The 18,146-nt window shown below is 74.7% G+C and carries 15 protein-coding genes; 7 read left to right on the plus strand and 8 right to left on the minus strand.

Translation table 11 applies throughout. The annotated features are described in order from the left end of the window. Positions 1-82: 82 nt before the first annotated feature. The 4 genes from COO58_RS23610 to COO58_RS23625 are packed head-to-tail and all read left to right on the plus strand — an operon-like array spanning position 83 to position 3,269. Positions 83-1,144, plus strand: coding sequence for an ABC transporter substrate-binding protein (locus COO58_RS23610; RefSeq protein WP_091570745.1), 1,062 nt, complete (start codon positions 83-85; stop codon positions 1,142-1,144). Beyond that, complete coding sequence (locus COO58_RS23615; RefSeq protein WP_091570741.1) at positions 1,141-1,920, plus strand: ABC transporter ATP-binding protein; 780 nt, start codon at positions 1,141-1,143, stop codon at positions 1,918-1,920. The genes COO58_RS23610 and COO58_RS23615 overlap by 4 nt, the downstream gene beginning before the upstream one ends. After that, complete coding sequence (locus tag COO58_RS23620) at positions 1,910-2,794, plus strand: ABC transporter permease (RefSeq protein WP_091570736.1); 885 nt, start codon at positions 1,910-1,912, stop codon at positions 2,792-2,794. Before COO58_RS23615 ends, COO58_RS23620 begins: the two co-directional genes overlap by 11 nt. A gap of 4 nt (positions 2,795-2,798) precedes the next feature. Further along, positions 2,799-3,269, plus strand: a complete 471-nt coding sequence (locus COO58_RS23625) for an Rrf2 family transcriptional regulator (RefSeq protein ID WP_098747212.1) — start codon at positions 2,799-2,801, stop codon at positions 3,267-3,269. A 285-nt stretch (positions 3,270-3,554) separates the two neighbouring features. On the opposite strand, the gene COO58_RS30365 is transcribed toward COO58_RS23625, so the two are convergent. The 7 genes from COO58_RS30365 to COO58_RS23655 form a co-directional block, all read right to left on the minus strand. Next, positions 3,555-3,719, minus strand: coding sequence for a hypothetical protein (locus COO58_RS30365; protein WP_172967924.1), 165 nt, complete (start codon positions 3,717-3,719; stop codon positions 3,555-3,557). Positions 3,720-3,918: 199 nt separating this feature from the next. Next, on the minus strand, positions 3,919-5,178 hold the full coding sequence (locus COO58_RS23630; RefSeq protein WP_245666141.1) for a DEAD/DEAH box helicase: 1,260 nt from the start codon (positions 5,176-5,178) through the stop codon (positions 3,919-3,921). Positions 5,179-5,391: 213 nt separating this feature from the next. Next, positions 5,392-5,595, minus strand: a complete 204-nt coding sequence (locus tag COO58_RS23635; RefSeq protein WP_013288421.1) for a cold-shock protein — start codon at positions 5,593-5,595, stop codon at positions 5,392-5,394. A gap of 229 nt (positions 5,596-5,824) precedes the next feature. Further along, entirely contained in the window at positions 5,825-9,259 is a 3,435-nt protein-coding gene (locus COO58_RS23640; RefSeq protein ID WP_098747214.1) for an ATP-dependent helicase, read from the minus strand. After that, positions 9,256-12,927, minus strand: a complete 3,672-nt coding sequence (locus tag COO58_RS23645) for an ATP-dependent DNA helicase (protein WP_098747216.1) — start codon at positions 12,925-12,927, stop codon at positions 9,256-9,258. The genes COO58_RS23640 and COO58_RS23645 overlap by 4 nt, the downstream gene beginning before the upstream one ends. A 521-nt stretch (positions 12,928-13,448) precedes the next feature. Further along, on the minus strand, positions 13,449-13,994 hold the full coding sequence (locus COO58_RS23650; protein ID WP_091570718.1) for a TIGR00730 family Rossman fold protein: 546 nt from the start codon (positions 13,992-13,994) through the stop codon (positions 13,449-13,451). A gap of 1 nt (position 13,995) precedes the next feature. Continuing rightward, positions 13,996-14,862 carry a TIGR00730 family Rossman fold protein gene (locus tag COO58_RS23655; RefSeq protein ID WP_091570715.1) on the minus strand — a complete coding sequence of 289 codons (867 nt, stop codon included), beginning with the start codon at positions 14,860-14,862 and terminating at the stop codon, positions 13,996-13,998. Between the two features lie 156 nt (positions 14,863-15,018). Between COO58_RS23655 and COO58_RS30370 the strand changes: the two genes are divergently transcribed. Continuing rightward, positions 15,019-15,180, plus strand: coding sequence for a hypothetical protein (locus COO58_RS30370; RefSeq protein WP_172967923.1), 162 nt, complete (start codon positions 15,019-15,021; stop codon positions 15,178-15,180). 44 nt (positions 15,181-15,224) lie between these two features. Here COO58_RS30370 and dapE read toward each other — a convergent pair whose 3' ends face one another. Then, entirely contained in the window at positions 15,225-16,298 is a 1,074-nt protein-coding gene (dapE, locus tag COO58_RS23660) for a succinyl-diaminopimelate desuccinylase (RefSeq protein WP_098747223.1), read from the minus strand. A 103-nt stretch (positions 16,299-16,401) separates the two neighbouring features. Here dapE and dapD point away from each other — a divergent pair, with 103 nt between their 5' ends. Together dapD and COO58_RS23670 are read left to right on the plus strand one after the other, a co-directional pair. Then, on the plus strand, positions 16,402-17,361 hold the full coding sequence (gene dapD / locus COO58_RS23665; RefSeq protein ID WP_098747225.1) for a 2,3,4,5-tetrahydropyridine-2,6-dicarboxylate N-succinyltransferase: 960 nt from the start codon (positions 16,402-16,404) through the stop codon (positions 17,359-17,361). 135 nt (positions 17,362-17,496) lie between these two features. Next, positions 17,497-18,063, plus strand: coding sequence for a sugar O-acetyltransferase (locus tag COO58_RS23670; RefSeq protein WP_098747227.1), 567 nt, complete (start codon positions 17,497-17,499; stop codon positions 18,061-18,063). The last annotated feature ends 83 nt before the right edge of the window (positions 18,064-18,146 follow it).

Here is an 18,146-nt window from a genome sequence, read left to right on the forward strand (position 1 = left end):
CGCGGGACGGGTCTTGACGGCGGCGGCCGCTTGCCCCACTCTTCCTACCAACTAAATAGGAATACTGCGGATTGGACATGTGATGAGACGGCTCCCCCTGCGCCGCCTGGCCACCCTGGCCACCCTGGCCGTGGTCGGCGCGGCCACGCTCGGCGCCACCGCCGCCTGCGGCGACGACAGCGACGCCGCGGGCGACTCCGGCCCGGTGACGCTGCGCCTGGGCTACTTCCCCAACATCACCCACGCGCCCGCCGTGGTCGGCGTGGAGAAGGGGATCTTCAAGGAGAAGCTGGGCGGCGACGTCACGCTGGAGACGAAGACGTTCAACGCCGGCCCGGCGGCCATCGAGGCGGTCTTCTCCGGCGCGCTCGACGCCACGTACATCGGTCCGAACCCGACCGTGAACGCCTTCTCCAAGTCCAAGGGCGAGGCGGTCCGGGTGGTTTCCGGCGCCGCGTCCGGCGGCGTGGCGCTGGTGGTCAAGCCCGGCATCACCTCGGTGGAGCAGCTGCGCGGCAAGAAGATCGCCACCCCGCAACTCGGCAACACCCAGGACGTCGCGCTGCGCTACTGGCTCAAGGAGAAGGGCCTGGAGACCACCAAGGAGGGCGGCGGCGACGTCAAGGTCGTCCCGCAGGAGAACGCGCAGACCGTCGAGACGTTCGGCAGCGGCGCGATCGACGGCGCCTGGGTGCCGGAGCCGTTCGTCTCCCGCCTGGTCAACGCCGGCGGCAAGGTGCTGGTCGACGAGCGCGACCTCTGGCCGGACAAGAAGTTCGTCATCACCAACCTGCTGGTCAGCACGAAGTTCCTCAAGGCGCACCCGGACGTGGTGAAGAAGCTGGTCGAGGGACAGGTCGCGGCGAACGAGTTCGTCAACACCAAGCCGGACGAGGCGCAGCAGGCGATCTCCGACCACATCGGCAAGATCACCGGCAAGCCGCTGGACACCAAGCTGATCAAGCAGGCCTGGCCGACGCTGGAGTTCACCAACGACCCGATCGCGTCCTCGCTGAAGGCCGGCCTGGACCACGCCGTCGCGGTCGGGCTGACCCAGCCGGTCGACCTGAACGGCCTCTACGACCTGACGTACCTCAACGAGGTGCTCAAGGCGCAGGGCAAGCCCGAGGTCACCCAGCCGTGACGTCGACCACGACGACCCCGCGCAGCGCGACCGGCTCGGTCGCGCTGCGCGGCGTGACCAAGGTGTACGGCCAGGGCGAGCAGGCCGTCCTGGCGCTGGACGGGCTGTCGCTGGACGTGGCGCCCGGCGAGTTCGTCTGTCTGGTCGGCGCGTCCGGCTGCGGCAAGAGCACGCTGCTCAACCTGGTCGCCGGCCTGGACCGGATCAGCGGCGGCACGATCGAGCTGGGCGAGGGCGTCAACCCGGGCCTGATGTTCCAGGAGCCGGCGCTGTTCCCGTGGTCGACCGTCGAGGGCAACGTCGAGGTGCCGCTGAAGCTGCGCGGGCTCCCCCGCGACCAGCGCAGGGCGCGGGTGGCCGAGCTGCTGCGCACGGTCCACCTGTCCGACTTCGGCCGCAAGCGTCCGCACCAGCTCTCCGGCGGCATGCGGCAGCGGGTCGCGCTGGCCCGCACGCTCGCGCTGGACACGCCGGTGCTGCTGATGGACGAGCCGTTCGGCGCGCTCGACGCGATGACCCGGGACATCCTGCACGACGAGCTGGAGCGGATCTGGGGCGAGCGCAAGCTCACCGTCCTGTTCGTCACGCACAACGTGCGCGAGGCGGCCCGGCTCGCCGACCGGATCGTGCTGCTGTCCAGCCGGCCCGGCCGGATCATCTACTCCACCCGGGTCGACGTGCCACGGCCCCGGCGGATCGACTCGCCGGAGGTATCGGCCATCGCCGCCGAGGTCACCGACCGGCTGCGCAAGGAGGTGGGCCGCCATGGCCAGTGACACCCTCGCCGCCTCGGCGCGTACCGACGCGGAGATCTCCGGTCTGGACGCGCTGGAGATCGCCGGCCGGGAGAAGGGCCCGTCCCGGGTCCGCCGCCTGTGGTCGGCCACCTGGCCCAAGTTCGCCGCGCTGGCCCTGGCGATCGCCATCTGGCAGGCCGTGGTCTGGAGCGGCTGGAAGGAGCCGTGGGCGCTACCGGGCCCGGCGGTGGTCTTCGGCGACCTCGGGGACTACCTGCTCAGCTCGGCGCTCTGGGAGGGCTTGGCCACCACCGCCCGGCGCGCGGCGGTCGGGTTCGCCGCGGCGGTCGCGGTCGGTCTGCTGCTCGGTCTCGGGGTGGCCCGGGTCAAGGTGCTCCGCGCCGCGCTCGGCTCGATGATCACCGCGTTGCAGACCATGCCGTCGATCGCCTGGTTCCCCTTGGCCATCCTGTTGTTCCAGCTCAGCGAGCAGGCGATCTTCTTCGTGGTGGTGCTGGGCGCCGCGCCGTCGGTCGCCAACGGCGTCATCCACGGCGTGGACTACGTGCCGCCGCTGCTGGTCCGGGCCGGTCGCAACCTCGGCGCCCGGGGGCTCAACCTCTACCGGTACGTGATCGCGCCGGCCGCGCTGCCCGCCATCGTGGCCGGGCTCAAGCAGGGTTGGGCGTTCGCCTGGCGCAGCCTGATGGCCGGCGAGCTGCTGGTCGTCATCGCCACCCGCACCTCGATCGGCGCGCAGCTCACCTACGCCCGTGAGCTGAGCGAGGCGCCCCGGCTGATGGCCATCATGATCGTCATCCTGGTGGTGGGCCTGCTGGTGGACACCGCGTTCGGCGCGGCCGACAAGGCGATCCGCCGCCGCTGGGGCGTGCTGGACCAGGCCGGCAACTGACGCCGTGTACATCTCCGCGCGCGCCGACTACGCGCTCCGGGCCATGCTCGCCGTCGCCGACGCCGGGTCCACCGGCGACGGGGGTTCCGGCGGCGGGGGTTCCGGCGACGGGGGTTCCGGCGGCGGTGAGCTGGTCAAGGCGGCGAGCCTGGCCGACAGCCAGGACATTCCGCTCAGCTTCCTCCAGGGGATCCTGCTCGACCTGCGGCGGGCCGGGCTGCTGCACAGCCATCGCGGCACCGAGGGCGGATACGCGCTGACCCGGCCGCCGGCGGAGATCAGCGTCGGTGACGTGCTCCGCGCGGTCGGGGGCGCGCTCACCAGCGTCCGGGGGATGCCGGCCGACCGGACCGGCTACCACGGCGTGGCCACCGGCCTGCGGGACGTCTGGCTGGCGGTGGACGGGGCGATCGCGCTGGTGGTGGACCGGACCACGCTCGCGGACCTGCTGGCGGACCGCGCGCCGGCGCCCTGACGCCGGGCGGGGCCCGGTGCCGGGGCCCCGCCCGGCTGCTCACGCCCCCGGGCGGTCGGGTCGGGTGCACCGGTGGCCGGTGGCCGCGCTATCTCGTCGACAGGCGCGGATCGGCCCGGCCGGGATGCTCGACGGTGGTCAGTGCCCCACAGAAGAAGGCATCCCTCCGAGGCGATATACCGCTGAGGCATATTTATGCCTCAGCGGTATATCCGTTTGTACCGAACAGTCGCCGGCGGACGTGACACTGCGTAACAATGCCACGACCTGGCTGGCCGCTGCGGATCACCCTGGGTTGAACGTGCGGGCCGCGCCACGGTCCTGGGGACCGTCCACGGCCGGGTGCCACGGGCCGAACGCGGCCACCACGGCGAGCGCCAGACCGGCGCCCGCGACCGCGAGCACCAGCAGCACCTCCCGGGCACCGCCCGGGCCGGCGTCACCCGCCATGGCCGCCCCTCCACATCCGGCTGGTCCCCCCGGACCGCCCCGGGACCCAGCATCGTCGCCCGGCCGGCATCGGACAGTCGGCCACCCGACTGAACATCCGCTGATCCCCGACTCAGCGGGTCAGCGCGGAGCGACCGGTCCGGGACGCCGGCGAACTACCGGTCGGCGACGCCGAGGAGGGCCACCGGAAAACGGCCGGTCAGCGGCGACGCGGGCGGCGGCGGGGCCGGGTCGCCGGGGCGGGGTGCGCGGCGGCGGGCGGCGTGATGGTCACCGGCACGCCGGAGGGCTCCCGCGCCCCGGTCAGCCGGCCCAGCTCCGCGTCCCCGGCGCGTACCCGGGTGGTCTGCGGGTTGATCCCGGCGGTGCTCATCAGTCGGGCGACGTCCCGACGCTGCTCCGGCAGGACCAGGGTGACCACCGTGCCCGACTCCCCCGCGCGGGCGGTCCGGCCGCCCCGGTGCAGGTAGTCCTTCGCCTCGGTCGGCGGGTCGGCGTTGACCACCAGGTCCAGCCCGTCCACGTGGATGCCCCGGGCGGCCACGTCGGTGGCCACCAGCGCGGTGACCAGTCCGGTGCGGAACTGCTCCAGGATCCGGGTGCGCTGCGGCTGCGACTTGCCGCCGTGCAGCGCCGCCGCGCGTACGCCCTTGGAGAGCAACTGCCGGGCCACCCGGTCGGCGCGGTGCTTGGTGGCGATGAACACGATGGTGCGGCCCTCGCGGGCGGCGATGTGCGCCAGCGCGGTCTGCTTGTCCTCGGCCTCCAGGTGCAGCACGTGGTGGGTCATCGCGGTCACCGTGGCGGTGCCCGGGTCGACCGAGTGCGTCACCGGATCGGTCAGGAAGCGCCGGACCAGCCGGTCCACGCCCCGGTCCAGGGTGGCCGAGAACAGCATCCGCTGCCCGCCCGGAGCGACCTGCTCCAGCAGCTTCGTCACCTGCGGCAGGAAGCCCATGTCGGCCATCTGGTCGGCCTCGTCCAGCACGGTGACGGCCACCTGGTCCAGCCGGGCGTCACCGCGGTCGATCAGGTCGTGCAGCCGGCCGGGCGTCGCCACCAGCACCTCGGCGCCGGCGCGCAACGCGTCCGCCTGGCGGGTCAGGGACAGCCCGCCGACCACGGTGGCGCACCGCAGCTTGAGCGCGCCCGCGTACGGGGTGAGCGCGGCGGTCACCTGCTGGGCCAGTTCCCGGGTGGGTACCAGGACCAGGGCGAGCGGGCGGCCGGGGCGGGCCCGGTGACCGGCCGTGCGGTGCAGCAGCGGGAGCCCGAACGCCAGCGTCTTGCCGGAGCCGGTGCGACCGCGACCGAGCACGTCCCGGCCGGCCAGCGAGTCGGGCAGCGTGGCGGACTGGATCGGGAACGGCGCGGTGATGCCCTGCCGGGTCAGCTCGGCGACGAGCGCCGGGGCCAGGCCGGTGTCGGCGAAGGTGGGCGCAGTGGTGCTCACGGTCATGCGGAAAGCCTTCCTCGAGGCGGCACGTGTCGAGGAAGGGCGCCGGAAGCCGGCGCGTCACCGGCGTCACCGGTGGTCACAAGCACGAACCGAAAAGGGTACGGGCCGGCCCGCCTCGGCGCGCCACGTCCCGCGTACGGGAGGGCGGCGCGGCGGGCCGGCCCGTGCACCACGCCCGACGGGGCGCGGTGGTGGTGCCGGTTGATCCGAAGATCAGAGCGGACGGATGTTCTCCGCCTGCGGGCCCTTCTGGCCCTGGGTCACCTCGAACTCGACCCGCTGGTTCTCGTCCAGGCTCCGGTAGCCGGAGGTCTGGATCGCCGAGAAGTGGGCGAAGACGTCGGCGCCGCCGTCGTCCGGGGTGATGAAGCCGAAGCCCTTGTCAGCGTTGAACCACTTGACGGTGCCAATTGCCATGTGTTTCGTCTCCTTGACGGAACGGTCGGCCCGCACGTGTTGCGGGCCGGAGAGGAGCCCACCGCGCGATGGTCGCACGGCGTGCCTGTCGCTGCTGGTCGCCCCGCCCGGAGAACTCCGGACACAACAAAGAGCGCCTGGGGCCACAATCCGCCAGGCGCACACAGAGTCTCTGGAAACCAAAACTGCAACCCGGACAACGTATCACGGATCTCGGCCGGTGGGGAGATCACCGGGAAAATTCCGGGACGTCGGCGACCAGCGCGGTCAGACCGGCGGCGTCGAGCAGGTCGGTCGGGCGGACCGTGGCGGAGTCCCGGACGTAGTGGAAGGCGGCGCCGACCCGGTCGACCGGCACCCCGGCCAGTTCGGCCCAGGCCAGCCGGTAGACCGCCAGCTGCACCGCCGCGGCGTCCGCCTCCCGGCCGACGGGCTGCCGGCCGGTCTTCCAGTCGACCACGTCGTAGCGCCCGCCCGGGCGGGCGAAGACGGCGTCCATCCGACCCCGGACCACCACACCGGCGATCACCGTGGCGAACGGCACCTCGACCTCCAGCGGCACCCGGTCGGCCCACTCGCTGGCCAGGAAGCGTTCCTGCAGCTCGGCGAGCGCCTCGTCCGGGGCGGCGTCGTCGTCGGCCGCGCCGGGCAGCTCGTCGACGTCCAGCAGGCGGTCGGCACCGAAGCGCTGCTCCAGCCAGGCGTGGAAGGCGGTGCCACGCCGGGCGTACGGGTTGGGCTCGCTCGGCATCGGCCGGCGCAGCGTACGGGCCAGCGCCTCCGGGTCGCGGCGCAACGCCACCAGCTGGGTCACCGAGAGCTGGCCGGGCAGCTCGACCTCGACCGCCTCGGCCCGGCGGGCCAGCTCGGCCCGCTCGGCGAGCAGCAGGTCGGCCTCGCGCCGCCAGCGGGCCACCTCCGGATCGTCGCCCGCCGGGTCGGCGGGGGGCGACGCCGGGTCGGGCGGGGCCACCGGGGTCGCGACCGGACCGACCGTGGCCAGCAGGGCCGCCTCGCGGCGGGCCGCCTCCGGATCGGCGAGGTGACGGCGGACCAGCGCCGCCGCGTCGGTGAGCGCGGGCCGCCGGGCGCCGAGCGGGTCGGCCGGCCACTCGGCGCGCAGCACCGTCTCCGTGGTCGGGTTGACCGCGTCCCCGGCCGGCTCCGGCGCCCAGGCGTCGACCACGTGCCCGTCGACGCCGGCCAGGCCGACGTCGTAGATCTCGCGGAGGAACACCGACGGGCCACGGAACCGCTTCGTCCCCTCACCCCACCAGTAGCCGGAACAGAGCAGCAGCCGACGGGGTCGGGTCACCGCCACGTACGCCAGCCGGCGCTCCTCCCGCTCGTCGTGCGCCCGCCAGGCGTCGGTGAAGTCGGTCACCGCCCGGGCCACGCCGCGCTGGTCCGCCGCATCCGGCAGGCCCAGCTCGGGCAGCCCGTCCGCGTCGCCGCGCAGCGGGAAGGGCAGCACGCCGAGGCCGCCCAGCCAGTGGTCGGAGTTGCGGACCGGCCCCGGCCAGACGCCCCGGGTCAGACCGGCGACCGCCACCACGTCCCACTCCAGGCCCTTCGCCGCGTGCGCGGTGAGCACCTGCACGGCGCCCGCCACCACCTCGACCTCGCCCGGCGCCAGCCCGCGCTCCTCGTCCTCGGCGGCGGTCAGGTAGGCGAGGAAACCGGCGAGCGTGGCACCGGGCGTCTCACCGCTGAACCGGGCCGCGACGTCGCCCAGCGCGTCCAGGTGGGCCCGGGCCAGCCCGGCGTCGCCGGCGCCGTCCCGGCCGGCCCGGACCGCCACCTCGACGTCCAGCCCGATCGTGCGCTCGATGTCCGCGATCAGCTCCGGCAGCGACTGGTCCAGCCGGTAGCGCAGCAGCGCCAGCTCCATCCCGTACGACCGCAGCCGGGCGAAGCCCTCCGCCGAGTACGCCTGCGCGGGCCCCAGGTCGGCCAGCGCCTCGACCAGCGTCGCCTCGTCCAGCGCGTCCACGGTGATCTCCGGCCCGTCGTCGCCGGTCAGCTCCCGGCGACCCCGGGCGATCGCGCGGGCGCGCCGGTGCAGGGCCACCAGGTCACGCGGGCCGATCCGCCAGCGCGCGCCGGTGAGCAGGCGCAGCAGCGCCGCCCCGTCGGTCGGGTCGGCGAGCACCCGCAGGGTGCAGACCACGTCCCGTACCTCCGGGGTGTCCAGCAGGCCGCCGAGGCCAACCACGTCGACCGGCAGCCCACGGGCCCGCAGCGCCGCCTCGATCGCCGGGATCTGGCTGCGCAGCCGCACCAGCACCGCCGTGGTCGGCCGGCGGTCGGCCGGGATGTGCTCCGGCAGCGCGCCCGGCATCGCGGCCGCGCCCCGCCAGGCCGCCAGCACGCTGTCCGCGATCCAGTCGGCCTCGTCGGCGTACGTCTCCAGGAGCGCGCAGTGCACGGTGCCGGCGGCCTGCCCGCCCGGCGTGCGGTGCGGGATCGGGTCGCGGACGCTGAGCGCGGCGTGCAGTTCCGGCACCCGCGCGCCGGCGGCCCGCAACGGCACCGAGAGCGCGTTGGCGACCGCGAGGATCTCCGGCCGGTTGCGCCAGCTCGTGGTGAGGCCGAGCACGGCGGCGGGCGTGCCGTCGGCGCGGGCGAACTCGCCGGGGAACCGGTCGAGCGTGCCGGCGCTGGCCCCGCGCCAGCCGTAGATGGACTGGCAGGGGTCGCCCACCGCGGTCACCGGGTGGCCGCCGCCGAACAGCGCGTTGAGCAGCACCACCTGGGCGTGGCTGGTGTCCTGGTACTCGTCGAGCAGCACCACCCGGAACCGGTCCCGCTCGATCACGCCGACGCCGGGGTGGTCGCGGGCCACCCGGGCCGCCCGGGCGAGCTGGTCGGCGAAGTCCATCGCCTCGAAGTCGTCCTTGCGCCGGGCGTACGCGCGCACCAGCGGCAGCAGCTTCAGCCGGGTCTGCTGGAGCTGGAGCGCCCTGCGCACGTCGGCGTAGACCCGCCCGGGACGCGACTGCACCTCGGCGAAGAACCGGCCGGTCCAGGCCGCCAGCTCGTCCGGGTCGACCAGGTGCTCGTCCAGCTCGCCGGCGAGGGCGAGCACCGCGTCGGTGATGGTGGACGGCATCCGGTCCACCTCGGACATGTCGCCGTCGTAGTTGCGGACCAGCAGGTCGACCAGCTGCCAGCGGGACGCCTCGGTGAGCAGCCGGGTGGTCGGCTCGTACCCGGCCCGCAGCCCGTGCTCGGTGACGATCCGCCCGGCGTACGAGTGGTAGGTGGAGACGGTCGGCTCGCCCGCGAGCGGGTCGTCCTGCGGGTCCCGCCCCTGCCGGCCCAGCCGGCGGACGAGCTGGTCGAGCCGGGTCCGCACCCGGTGCGCCAGCTCGCCGGCCGCCTTGCGGGTGAAGGTGAGCCCGAGGATGTGCTCGGGGCGGACGTAGGAGTTGGCGACCAGCCAGACCACCCGGGCGGCCATCGTCTCGGTCTTGCCCGAACCGGCGCCGGCGACCACCAGCAGCGGTTCCACCGGCGCCGCGATGATCGCCGCCTGCTCCCGGGTGGGCGCCGGCAGCCGGAGCAGCCGGGCCAGCTCGACAGGTGTGTAGCGGGGCCCGGCGTCGGCGGCGCGCGGCGTCGGGGTGGCGGTGGCGCCGAACAGCGTCGGCTGGATCGTCATGAGCTCTCCGGGGGCGGCTCGACCACCTGGCGGCCCTGGCCGGAGACCGGGCAGCTGGTGCGTACCGGGCAGACCCGGCACTTCGAGTTGGCCACGGCGGCGAATGTCGAGGCGGCCATCGTGTCGGCGGTGCGGCGGACCAACGCGGTCGCCCAACCGGCCTCGGGGCCTTCGCCGGCCGCGGCCTGGGCCTGCTCCTTGGCGTCCCGGGCGCCGGTGCCGAGCTGCACCAGCGCGGCTCCGCCGGACTCCCCGCCGAACTCCGCGAACCCGCCCGCCTCCACGGCCGCCTGGTAGGCCCCGAGCTGCGGATGCTCGGCGACCTCCCGCTCGGTGACCGCCGTCGACTTGCCGGTCTTCAGGTCGATCACCACGAGCCGCCCCTCGGCGTCGACCTCCAGCCGGTCCACCCGGCCGGTCAGCTCGACCGGGCGGGACGGGTCGTCGAGGCGGACCGCGAACTCGTGCTCGATGGCGAGCAGCCGGCGCGGGTTGCCGGCCAGCCAGCGCAGCAACTTGTCGACCATCGCCTCGGCGCGCTGCCGTTCCGGCCCGGCCATCCACCGGGCGGCCAGCTCGATCGCGTCGAACCGGGCGGCCACGTACTCCAGCAGAGCCTCCCGGTCGACGCTGGCGTCCTCGGCCAGCATCGCGGCGGCGTGGACCAGGTTGCCGACGCCCTGCGCGGCGCTGGCCGGCCCGCTGCCGCCGTGCCGCTCCAGCAGCCAGCGCAGGCTGCACCGCAACGCGCTCTCCATGGCCGACGGCGTGACCCGCACCGGCTCGCCCTCGTCGACCAGCGGCCGGTCGTCGGAGAGCCCGCGCAGCCCCCACCAGTCCTCCGGGTGCGCGCCGGGCACCCCGGCGGCGGCCAGCCGGGCCAGCTCGCCCGCCGCCGCGTGCCGCCGGCTGATCGGCGCCGCCGGGTCGGTGACCGCGGTACGCAGCTCCGCCACCAACGCGGACAGGGTGAGCCCGCGCGGCGGCAACGTCACCGGGAGCACGCCGGGCGTCGCGTCCTGCGGCTGCTCGTCGCCGTGCGGCACCGGCCCGTCCGGCTGCTGTCCCCTGCCGCGCCCGCCGGCGCCCCTCGGCCCGTCGCCGTTCGGGCCGTCACCGTCCGGTCGCGCGCCGTCCGGGCCGTCGCCGTTCGGCCGGCCGCCGTCCGGTCGCGCACCGTTCGGGCCGTCACCATTCGGGCCGTCATCGTTCGGGCCGTCGGTGTTCGGGGCCGGCGGGGTGGTGCCGCCCGCGCCGGTGGCGGGCGGGTCGGTCGCGGCCAGCTCGTGCATGAACCGGCTGGGCTGCTCCTCGTGGTCGTCGCCGCCGACCGCCGCGGAGGCGACCGCGGTGACCAGCAGCCGGCGCCGGGCCCGGCTGACCGCCACGTGGAACAGCCGCCGCTCCTCGTCCAGCAACGCCGACGTCTGCCCGACCAGGCTGGCCCGCAGGCCGGCCCCGTCGGCGCGGCCGGCGAGCACGTCGACCAGACGCTCCGAGCCGAGCAGGCTGCCGCGCAGCCGCAGGTCCGGCCAGACGCCCTCCTGCACCCCGGCGACGGCCACCAGGTCCCACTCCAGGCCCTTCGCGGCGTGCGCGGTGAGCAGGCGTACCGCCTCGCCCCGGTCGGCCGAGGCGGCCAGCGTGTCCGCCGGCAGCTCCTGCCCGAGCACGTGGTCGAGGAAGACCTCGGTGCGCGCGCCGGGCAGGCGGTCGGTGAACCGGGCCGCCGCGTCGAAGAGCACCAGCACCGCGTCCAGGTCGCGGTCGGCCGCCTCGGCCCGCCAGCGCTGGGCGGTCTCGTGCTCACCGGTGGCCGCCCGCCCCCGGGTGATCTGCCCGGCCCAGCGCTCGGCCAGCCCGCTCTCCCGCCACACCGCCCAGAGCACGTCCTCGGCGGTGGCGCCGGGGGTGCCGGCGGCCTCCCGGGCGGTCGCCAGCAGATGGGCCACGGCCTGCGCGGGCGCCGCCCAGCGCCGCTCGATCGCGGCCAGCTCGGCCAGGTCGCGCAGCGCCTCCACCAGCAGCTCGCCCGAGGGACGGCGGTCGCCCCCGGCCAGCGCCAGCGCCCGCAACCCCTGGCGCAGCCGCCGCTCGGCCAACGGGTCGGCCCCGCCCAGCGGCGAGTGCAGCAACGCGACCGCCGCCTCCTCGTCCAGCCGGTCGGGTTCGAGCGCGCACCGCAGCAGGAGCAGCAGCGGGGCCACCGCCGGCTGGAGGTGCAGCGGCAGGTCCTCGCCGTGCACGACGGTGGGCACGCCGGCGGTGTGCAGGGCCCGGCGCAGCGACGGCAGTTGCCGGCCGGTCGACCGGACCAGCACCGCCATCCGCGACCAGGGCACGCCGTCGAGCAGGTGCGCCTCGCGCAACGCGTGGGCCAGCCAGGCCGACTCGCTGGTGGCCGAGCGGAACGTGCGTACCTCGACCGCGCCGGGCGGGGCGTCCGGGAGCGGGCGCAGCCGCCGGTGCGCCGCCGGCCCGCGCAGCCGGCGGGCCAGCCGGGCGGTGGCCGCCAGCAGCTCCGGCCCGGCCCGGTAGGAGGTGGTCAGCGTGACCTGGGCGGCCGGCGCGCCGGAGGCGGTCCGGAAGCGGTGCGGGAACGTGGTGATCCCGGCCGGGTCCGCGCCTCGGAACGCGTAGGTGGACGAGTCGGGGTCGGCGAAGGCGACCAGGGGCGCGCCGCCGCCGGCCACCACGGCGAGCAGGTCGAGCTGGGCCGGGTCGGTGTCGGCCAGCTCGTCCACGTAGACGTGGGTCAGCCGGCGGCGTTCGGCGGCGAGCAGTTCCGGGTCGTCGAGCAGCATGCCGGTGGCCGCCCGCACCAGCTCCGCCGGGTCGTACGCGACCGAGCCCCGGTTGCTCACGTCGCGCAGCGCGAGGACGGCGACGTACTCCCGCAGGAAGCGCGCGGCGGCCGGCCAGTCGGCGCGGCCCAGCTTCTCGCCCAGCCGGGCCAGCTCGACCGGGCCGACGCCCCGTTCCGCGGCCCGCATCAGCAGGTCGCGGAGCTGCTGGGCGAACGCCCGGGTCCGCAGCGCCGGGCGCAGGTCCTCCGGCCAGCCGACCGGGTCGTCGTCCGGCTCCTCGCCGACCACGTCGAGCAGCTCCCGGATGATCAGATCCTGCTCCGGGCCGGTGAGCAGCCGGGGCGAAGGTTCACCGCGCTCGGCGGCGGCCCGGCGGAGCAGCCCGAAGGCGTACGCCGGGAAGGTCCGGACCAGCGGCTCGCGCAGGACCCGGTGCCCGTCGCTGGCGATCCGCGCCTCGATCCGGTGGCGCAGCTCGGTGGCGGCGCGCCGGCCGAACGTGAGCACCAGGACGCGTTCCGGATCGACGCCCTCGGCCACCCGCGCGGCCACCGCCTCGACCAGGGTGGCGGTCTTCCCGGTGCCGGGACCGCCCACGACCAGCATCGGCCCGCCGGTGTGCGCGACGACCTCGGCCTGCACCGGATCCACCCGCCGGCGAACACCTCCGGCCGACCCCACCTCGGCGTCGGCCCCGGCCCGGGCGTGCGCGGGGTGCGCGGCATCGCCCGTCGACCCCCCGGATCGCGGCTGCGTCACGGCCGGCCCGTCGGACCGGCTCACCCCCTGCCCCGCCCCGGCGTCGTGGGTGACCCCCGCCCCCGCGTCGCCGGGCCGGCGCACCAACCGGTACGCCTGCATCACCCGACATCCCACCACGCCGGTACGACACCCGGAAACCGACGCCACCCCACGCGCCGCAGCTCACCCGGGCATCGGAAACGGTTGGCACACGGGCCGGCAGTGGACGCGGCGTGCCCCGGGCGCCGGTCGCTCCCGGCCTCCCGCACCCCGAACAGTCCCTCGAACCCCGCGCGAAGCCCGCCCGCAGCGGGATCCCGCCCGCCGCAGACACCCATGACGTTCCACCCGCCCGGCCCGCACGCCACGAGTGGAACGGCATGGGTGTCAAACGGGCTCGCAGACACCCATGACGTTCCACCGGCCCGCTTCGCTGCAGGTGAGTGGAACGGTATGGGTGTCAGCGGGGCGGCGCGGGCGCGACGGCGCGGCGTGGGCGGGGCAGGGGCACGCGCCGAGGACGAGGCGGTGCGGGCACGAGCCCGGGACGGCGTAGGGCGGGACGGGCACGAGCCGGGGACGGCGTAGAGCAGGCCGGCGCGAGCCGGGCACGCACACCCACGACGGCGCGGGGAAGGGCGCTAGGTGAGGCGGGCGTCGATCAGGTCGAGGGCGGCGGGCACGCTGTCCGCGACCATCAGCAGGTCCATGCCGGCCGGCTTGAGGAAGTGGCGGTCGGCCAGCGAACCGAGCCAGTCGAGCAGCGGCCGGTAGAACCCGTCGGCGTCGACCAGCACCATCGGCTTGGCGTGCAGGGCGAGGGTGGCGGTGGTCCAGACCTCGAACAACTCGTCGAGCGTGCCCAGGCCGCCGGGCAGCGTGACGAACGCGTCCGACTTGTCGACCATCAGCGTCTTGCGGCTGGCCATCCCGTCGGTGACCAGCAGCTCGTCGGCGGCCAGGTCGGCGACCTCCAGGTCGACCAGGGACTGCGGGATGACGCCGACCGTGCGACCGCCGGCGGCGCGCGCGCCGTCCGTCACGGCGCCCATCATGCCGACGCAGCCGCCGCCACTGACCAGCGTGTGGCCCCGCCGGGCCAGCTCCGCGCCGGTCTCGGTGGCCAGCGCCAGCCAGCGGTCGTCGAGGGTACGGGAGGACGCGCAGAACACGCAGACGTTGGCCATGTCAGGGCTGCCCCGCCGGACCCTCGGGGGCGGCGTCGGCGGCGGCGCGCTGGTCGGCGGCCACCCGGGCCACGGCCTCCTCGCGGACCGCCTCCTGCTCGGCCGAGAGCACCGCCTCGGCCTCGACGATGTGTCGGACCGCCTCGTTGACGTCGTCGGTGACGCAGATCAGGTCCAGGTCGTTCGGGCCGATCTTGCCCTCGGCGGCCATGCTGTCGCGCAGCCAGTCGAGCAGGCCGCGCCAGTAGTCGGCGCCCATCAGCACGACCGGGAACCGGGTCACCTTGCCGGTCTGCACCAGGGTCAGCGCCTCGAACAGCTCGTCCATCGTGCCGAAGCCGCCGGGCAGCACCACGAACGCCTGGGCGTACTTGACGAACATGGTCTTGCGGGCGAAGAAGTAGCGGAAGTCGATGGCCAGGTCGACCCAGTCGTTGAGGCCCTGTTCGAACGGCAGCTCGATGCCGAGCCCGACGGAGAGACCGCCGGCCTCGCCGGCGCCCCGGTTGGCGGCCTCCATCACGCCCGGACCGCCGCCGGTGATCACCGCGTAGCCGGCCCGGGCCAGCGCACCGCCCAGCTCCTCGGCCAGCCGGCACTCCGGGCTGTCCGGCTTGCTCCGCGCCGAGCCGAAGACGCTGACCGCGGGCGGCAGGTCGGCGAGGGTGTCGAACCCCTCGACGAACTCGGACAGGATCCGCAGCGCCCGCCAGGCGTCCTTGGTCTTCCAGTCGCTGCGCCCCCGGGAGTCGAGCAGCCGCTGGTCCGCGGTGCTGGTCGGGATCGCCCGGTTGCGCAACGTGACCGCTCCCCGGTGCCGCTCCCCTCGCGGCCCCCGCTCAGCCGGCCTCCCGCTGCTCTCGCTCATGGGGCCACCGTAGTGGAGCGCCGCCGACGCGGCGCGGAGGCCGGCGAGCCCGAGAAATTCTTTGCGATCACGGGCAACTAATTCGGTCGCCCGTACGTCTTACTATTCACATACCCGGTATGCCCGGGCGACGCGACTTCGGGGGAGGAGCCAGCGTTGATCAGCAACAGCGAGATGATCCGGATCCGCCGACAGATGCAGCGACGGATCCGGGACGTGGTGGCCGAGCGCCGCCGCACCCGGATGATGGAGGCCCACCGCTCCGATCTCGCCGGTGACGCCGGCGAGGCGGACGCGCCGCTGACCACGACCGTCTGACGGTCCGGGGCCCGCGCCCACGCGCGGGCCCCGGATCGCGTACGTCAGGCCGGGGCGAGCCAGCGGTGCAGGGTGGCCGCGCCGTCCCGGATCTTGGTCAGCTCGACGTGCTCGTCCTTGTGGTGGGCCAGGTTGGGGTCGCCGGGACCGAAGTTCAGCGCCGGGATGCCCATGGCCGCGAAGCGGGCCACGTCCGTCCAGCCCAGCTTGCCGATCGGCGCGGCGCCGACCGCCGCCAGGAACTCCTGCGCCGCCGGGCTCTCCAGCCCGGGGGCGGCTCCGGCCGCCGCGTCGGTGACCGCCAGGTCGAAGCCGACGAAGACCTCGCGCAGGTGCGCCTCGGCCGCCGCCGGGTCGCGGTCCGGCGCGTACCGGTAGTTGATCTCGATCTCGCAGTGGTCGGGGATGACGTTGCCGGCCACGCCACCGGTGATCCGCACCGCGTTGAGCCCCTCGCGGTAGTCGCAGCCCTCGATGGTCACCCGGCGCCCCTCGTACGCGGTCAGCCGGCGCAGCACCTCCCCGGCGCCGTGGATGGCGTTCACCCCGTGCCAGGACCGTGCCGCGTGGGCCCGCTCGCCGTGCGTGGTGACGATCGCCCGCATCGTGCCCTGGCAGCCCGCCTCGACGATGCCGTACGTGGGCTCCAGCAGCACCGCGAAGTCGGCCTGCAGCCACTCGGGGTGGGTCTGCCCGACCAGGGTGAGGCCGTTGTAGCGCGACTCGATCTCCTCGGCCTCGTAGAAGAAGTAGGTGACGTCGTAGCGCGGGTCGGGCAGCGTCACCGCCAGGTGCAGCGCGAACGCCACCCCGGACTTCATGTCGGAGGTGCCGCAGCCGTACATCAGGTCGCCGCGCATGGTCGACGGGAAGTTGCCGTTGAGCGGGACGGTGTCCAGGTGGCCGGCGAGCACCACGCGCTGGGCCCGGCCCAGGTCGGTGCGGGCCATGACGGTGTTCGAGTGCCGGTAGGTGGTCAGGTGCGGTACGCCCCGCAGCACCTCCTCGACGCAGTCGGCGATCGCCTTCTCGTTGAGGGAGACCGACTCGATGTCGACCAGGGCACGGGTGAGCGCCACCGGATCGGCCAGGACCTCGGGGGTCAACGGGTTCTGCATGTCTCGCACGGTACCGTCATCCTCGGTGGGCGCGAGGCACACGTTCCGCGCCCGCGGCCGCGAGCAGCGGCGGACGCCGCCGCCTTGACGAGAGGGTGACATCGTGACGTCCGCACCATCCGCGTGGGGCATCGGCCTGGCCACCGTGACCGCCGACGACCAGGTGCTCGACACCTGGTACCCGACCGGCAAGCTGGGCCTCGGCGAGCTTCCGCTGGTGCCCGGGGAGGACCAGGCCGACGTGCTCGACCTGCCTCCGGGCGCGATCGGCGAGCGGGCGCTCCCCGGGCTGCGCACGGTCGAGGTGACCACGGTGATCGGCTCGCTGGACGACCCGATCAAGGACGCCGCCGACGCGTACCTGCGGTTGCACCTGCTCTCCCACCGCCTGGTGCGGCCCAACGAGCTGAACCTCGACGGCATCTTCGGCAAGCTGGCCAACGTGGCCTGGACCTCGGCGGGGCCGTGCCCGCCGGAGCGGGTGGACGAGCTGCGCGTGATCGAGCGCGCCGCCGGCCGCCACCTGGCCGTCCACGGGGTCGACAAGTTCCCCCGGATGACCGACTACGTGGTGCCCGCCGGGGTGCGGATCGCCGACGCGGACCGGGTCCGGCTCGGCGCGCACCTGGCCGCCGGCACCACCGTCATGCACGAGGGCTTCGTCAACTTCAACGCCGGCACGCTGGGCACCTCGATGGTGGAGGGTCGGATCGTGCAGGGCGTCGTGGTCGGCGACGGCTCGGACATCGGCGGTGGCGCCTCGATCATGGGGACGCTCTCCGGCGGCGGCACGGAGAAGGTGCGCATCGGCGAGCGCAGCCTGGTCGGCGCGAACGCCGGCGTCGGCATCACGCTCGGCGACGACTGCGTGGTGGAGGCGGGTTGCTACATCACCGCCGCCTCGAAGATCACCCTGCCGGACGGGCGGGTGGTCAAGGCCCGCGAGCTGTCCGGCGTCGACGGGCTGCTGTTCTGGCGCAACTCGGTGACCGGTGCGCTGGAGGCGAAGCCGCGCACCGGCCGGGGCATCGAACTGAACGCCGCCCTGCACGCCAACGACTGAGGTCCCCGTCCGGGTCCGCGACGGCACCGCCGCGGACCCGGACGGTCCGGCCCACCGCATACCGGGTATGCACCGATGTCGGCAATCCGGCCGAACCGGTACCGCACCGCCGGGCGGACCGGGCATGATCCACCGATGACCGCCATGAGGGACCGGATGCTCGCCGGCGAGCCGTACGTCGCCGACGACCCCGCGATCATCGCCGACCTGGACCGCGCCGCACGCCTCACCGAACGCTTCAACCGCAGCTCCGCGGAGGACCCGGAGGGCCGACTCGCCGCCCTGCGCGACCTGCTCGGCTCGCTGGGCGAGGACGCCTGGGTGCGACCGCCGTTCCACTGCGACTACGGCTTCCAGACCCACATCGGGCCGCGCAGCTTCGTCAACTTCAACGCGGTCTTCCTCGACGTCGCCCGGATCACCATCGGCGCCGACGTCCAGATCGGACCGAACGTGCAACTGCTCACCGCCACCCACCCGGTGGAGCCGGAGGCCCGGCGGGCCAAGTGGGAAGCCGCCGAACCCATCACCATCGGTGACAACGTCTGGCTAGGCGGCGGGGTGATCGTGTTGGCCGGGGTGACCGTCGGCGAGAACACCGTGGTGGGCGCCGGCGCGGTGGTGACCCGGGACCTGCCGGCGAACGTGGTGGCGGTAGGTAACCCCGCTCGTCCGATCAGGAGCGTCAACAAAACGTCCTGAGCTGCAAAAACAATCGCTCCTGCGGATGCGGATTCCGGAATGAGCATGCACCCTGGGTAGTGAGGAGTTCACTCCGGGGAGGC

The sequence above is a fragment of the Micromonospora sp. WMMA1996 genome (genome assembly GCF_002573675.1).
In the GTDB taxonomy this organism is placed as follows: domain Bacteria; phylum Actinomycetota; class Actinomycetes; order Mycobacteriales; family Micromonosporaceae; genus Micromonospora; species Micromonospora sediminicola.

Excerpts from the sequence above, each read along its gene's own strand:
- COO58_RS23630 (WP_245666141.1), bottom strand. The coding sequence starts at position 5,178 with ATGACCGTGAGCACCACTGCGCCCACCTTCGCCGACACCGGCCTGGCC.
- COO58_RS23650 (WP_091570718.1), bottom strand. The coding sequence starts at position 13,994 with ATGGCCAACGTCTGCGTGTTCTGCGCGTCCTCCCGTACCCTCGACGAC.
- COO58_RS23635 (WP_013288421.1), bottom strand. The coding sequence starts at position 5,595 with ATGGCAATTGGCACCGTCAAGTGGTTCAACGCTGACAAGGGCTTCGGC.
- COO58_RS23610 (WP_091570745.1), top strand. The coding sequence starts at position 83 with ATGAGACGGCTCCCCCTGCGCCGCCTGGCCACCCTGGCCACCCTGGCC.
- COO58_RS23645 (WP_098747216.1), bottom strand. The coding sequence starts at position 12,927 with ATGCAGGCGTACCGGTTGGTGCGCCGGCCCGGCGACGCGGGGGCGGGG.
- COO58_RS23620 (WP_091570736.1), top strand. The coding sequence starts at position 1,910 with ATGGCCAGTGACACCCTCGCCGCCTCGGCGCGTACCGACGCGGAGATC.
- COO58_RS23655 (WP_091570715.1), bottom strand. The coding sequence starts at position 14,862 with ATGAGCGAGAGCAGCGGGAGGCCGGCTGAGCGGGGGCCGCGAGGGGAG.
- dapE (WP_098747223.1), bottom strand. The coding sequence starts at position 16,298 with ATGCAGAACCCGTTGACCCCCGAGGTCCTGGCCGATCCGGTGGCGCTC.
- COO58_RS23670 (WP_098747227.1), top strand. The coding sequence starts at position 17,497 with ATGACCGCCATGAGGGACCGGATGCTCGCCGGCGAGCCGTACGTCGCC.
- COO58_RS30365 (WP_172967924.1), bottom strand. The coding sequence starts at position 3,719 with ATGGCGGGTGACGCCGGCCCGGGCGGTGCCCGGGAGGTGCTGCTGGTG.
- COO58_RS23640 (WP_098747214.1), bottom strand. The coding sequence starts at position 9,259 with ATGACGATCCAGCCGACGCTGTTCGGCGCCACCGCCACCCCGACGCCG.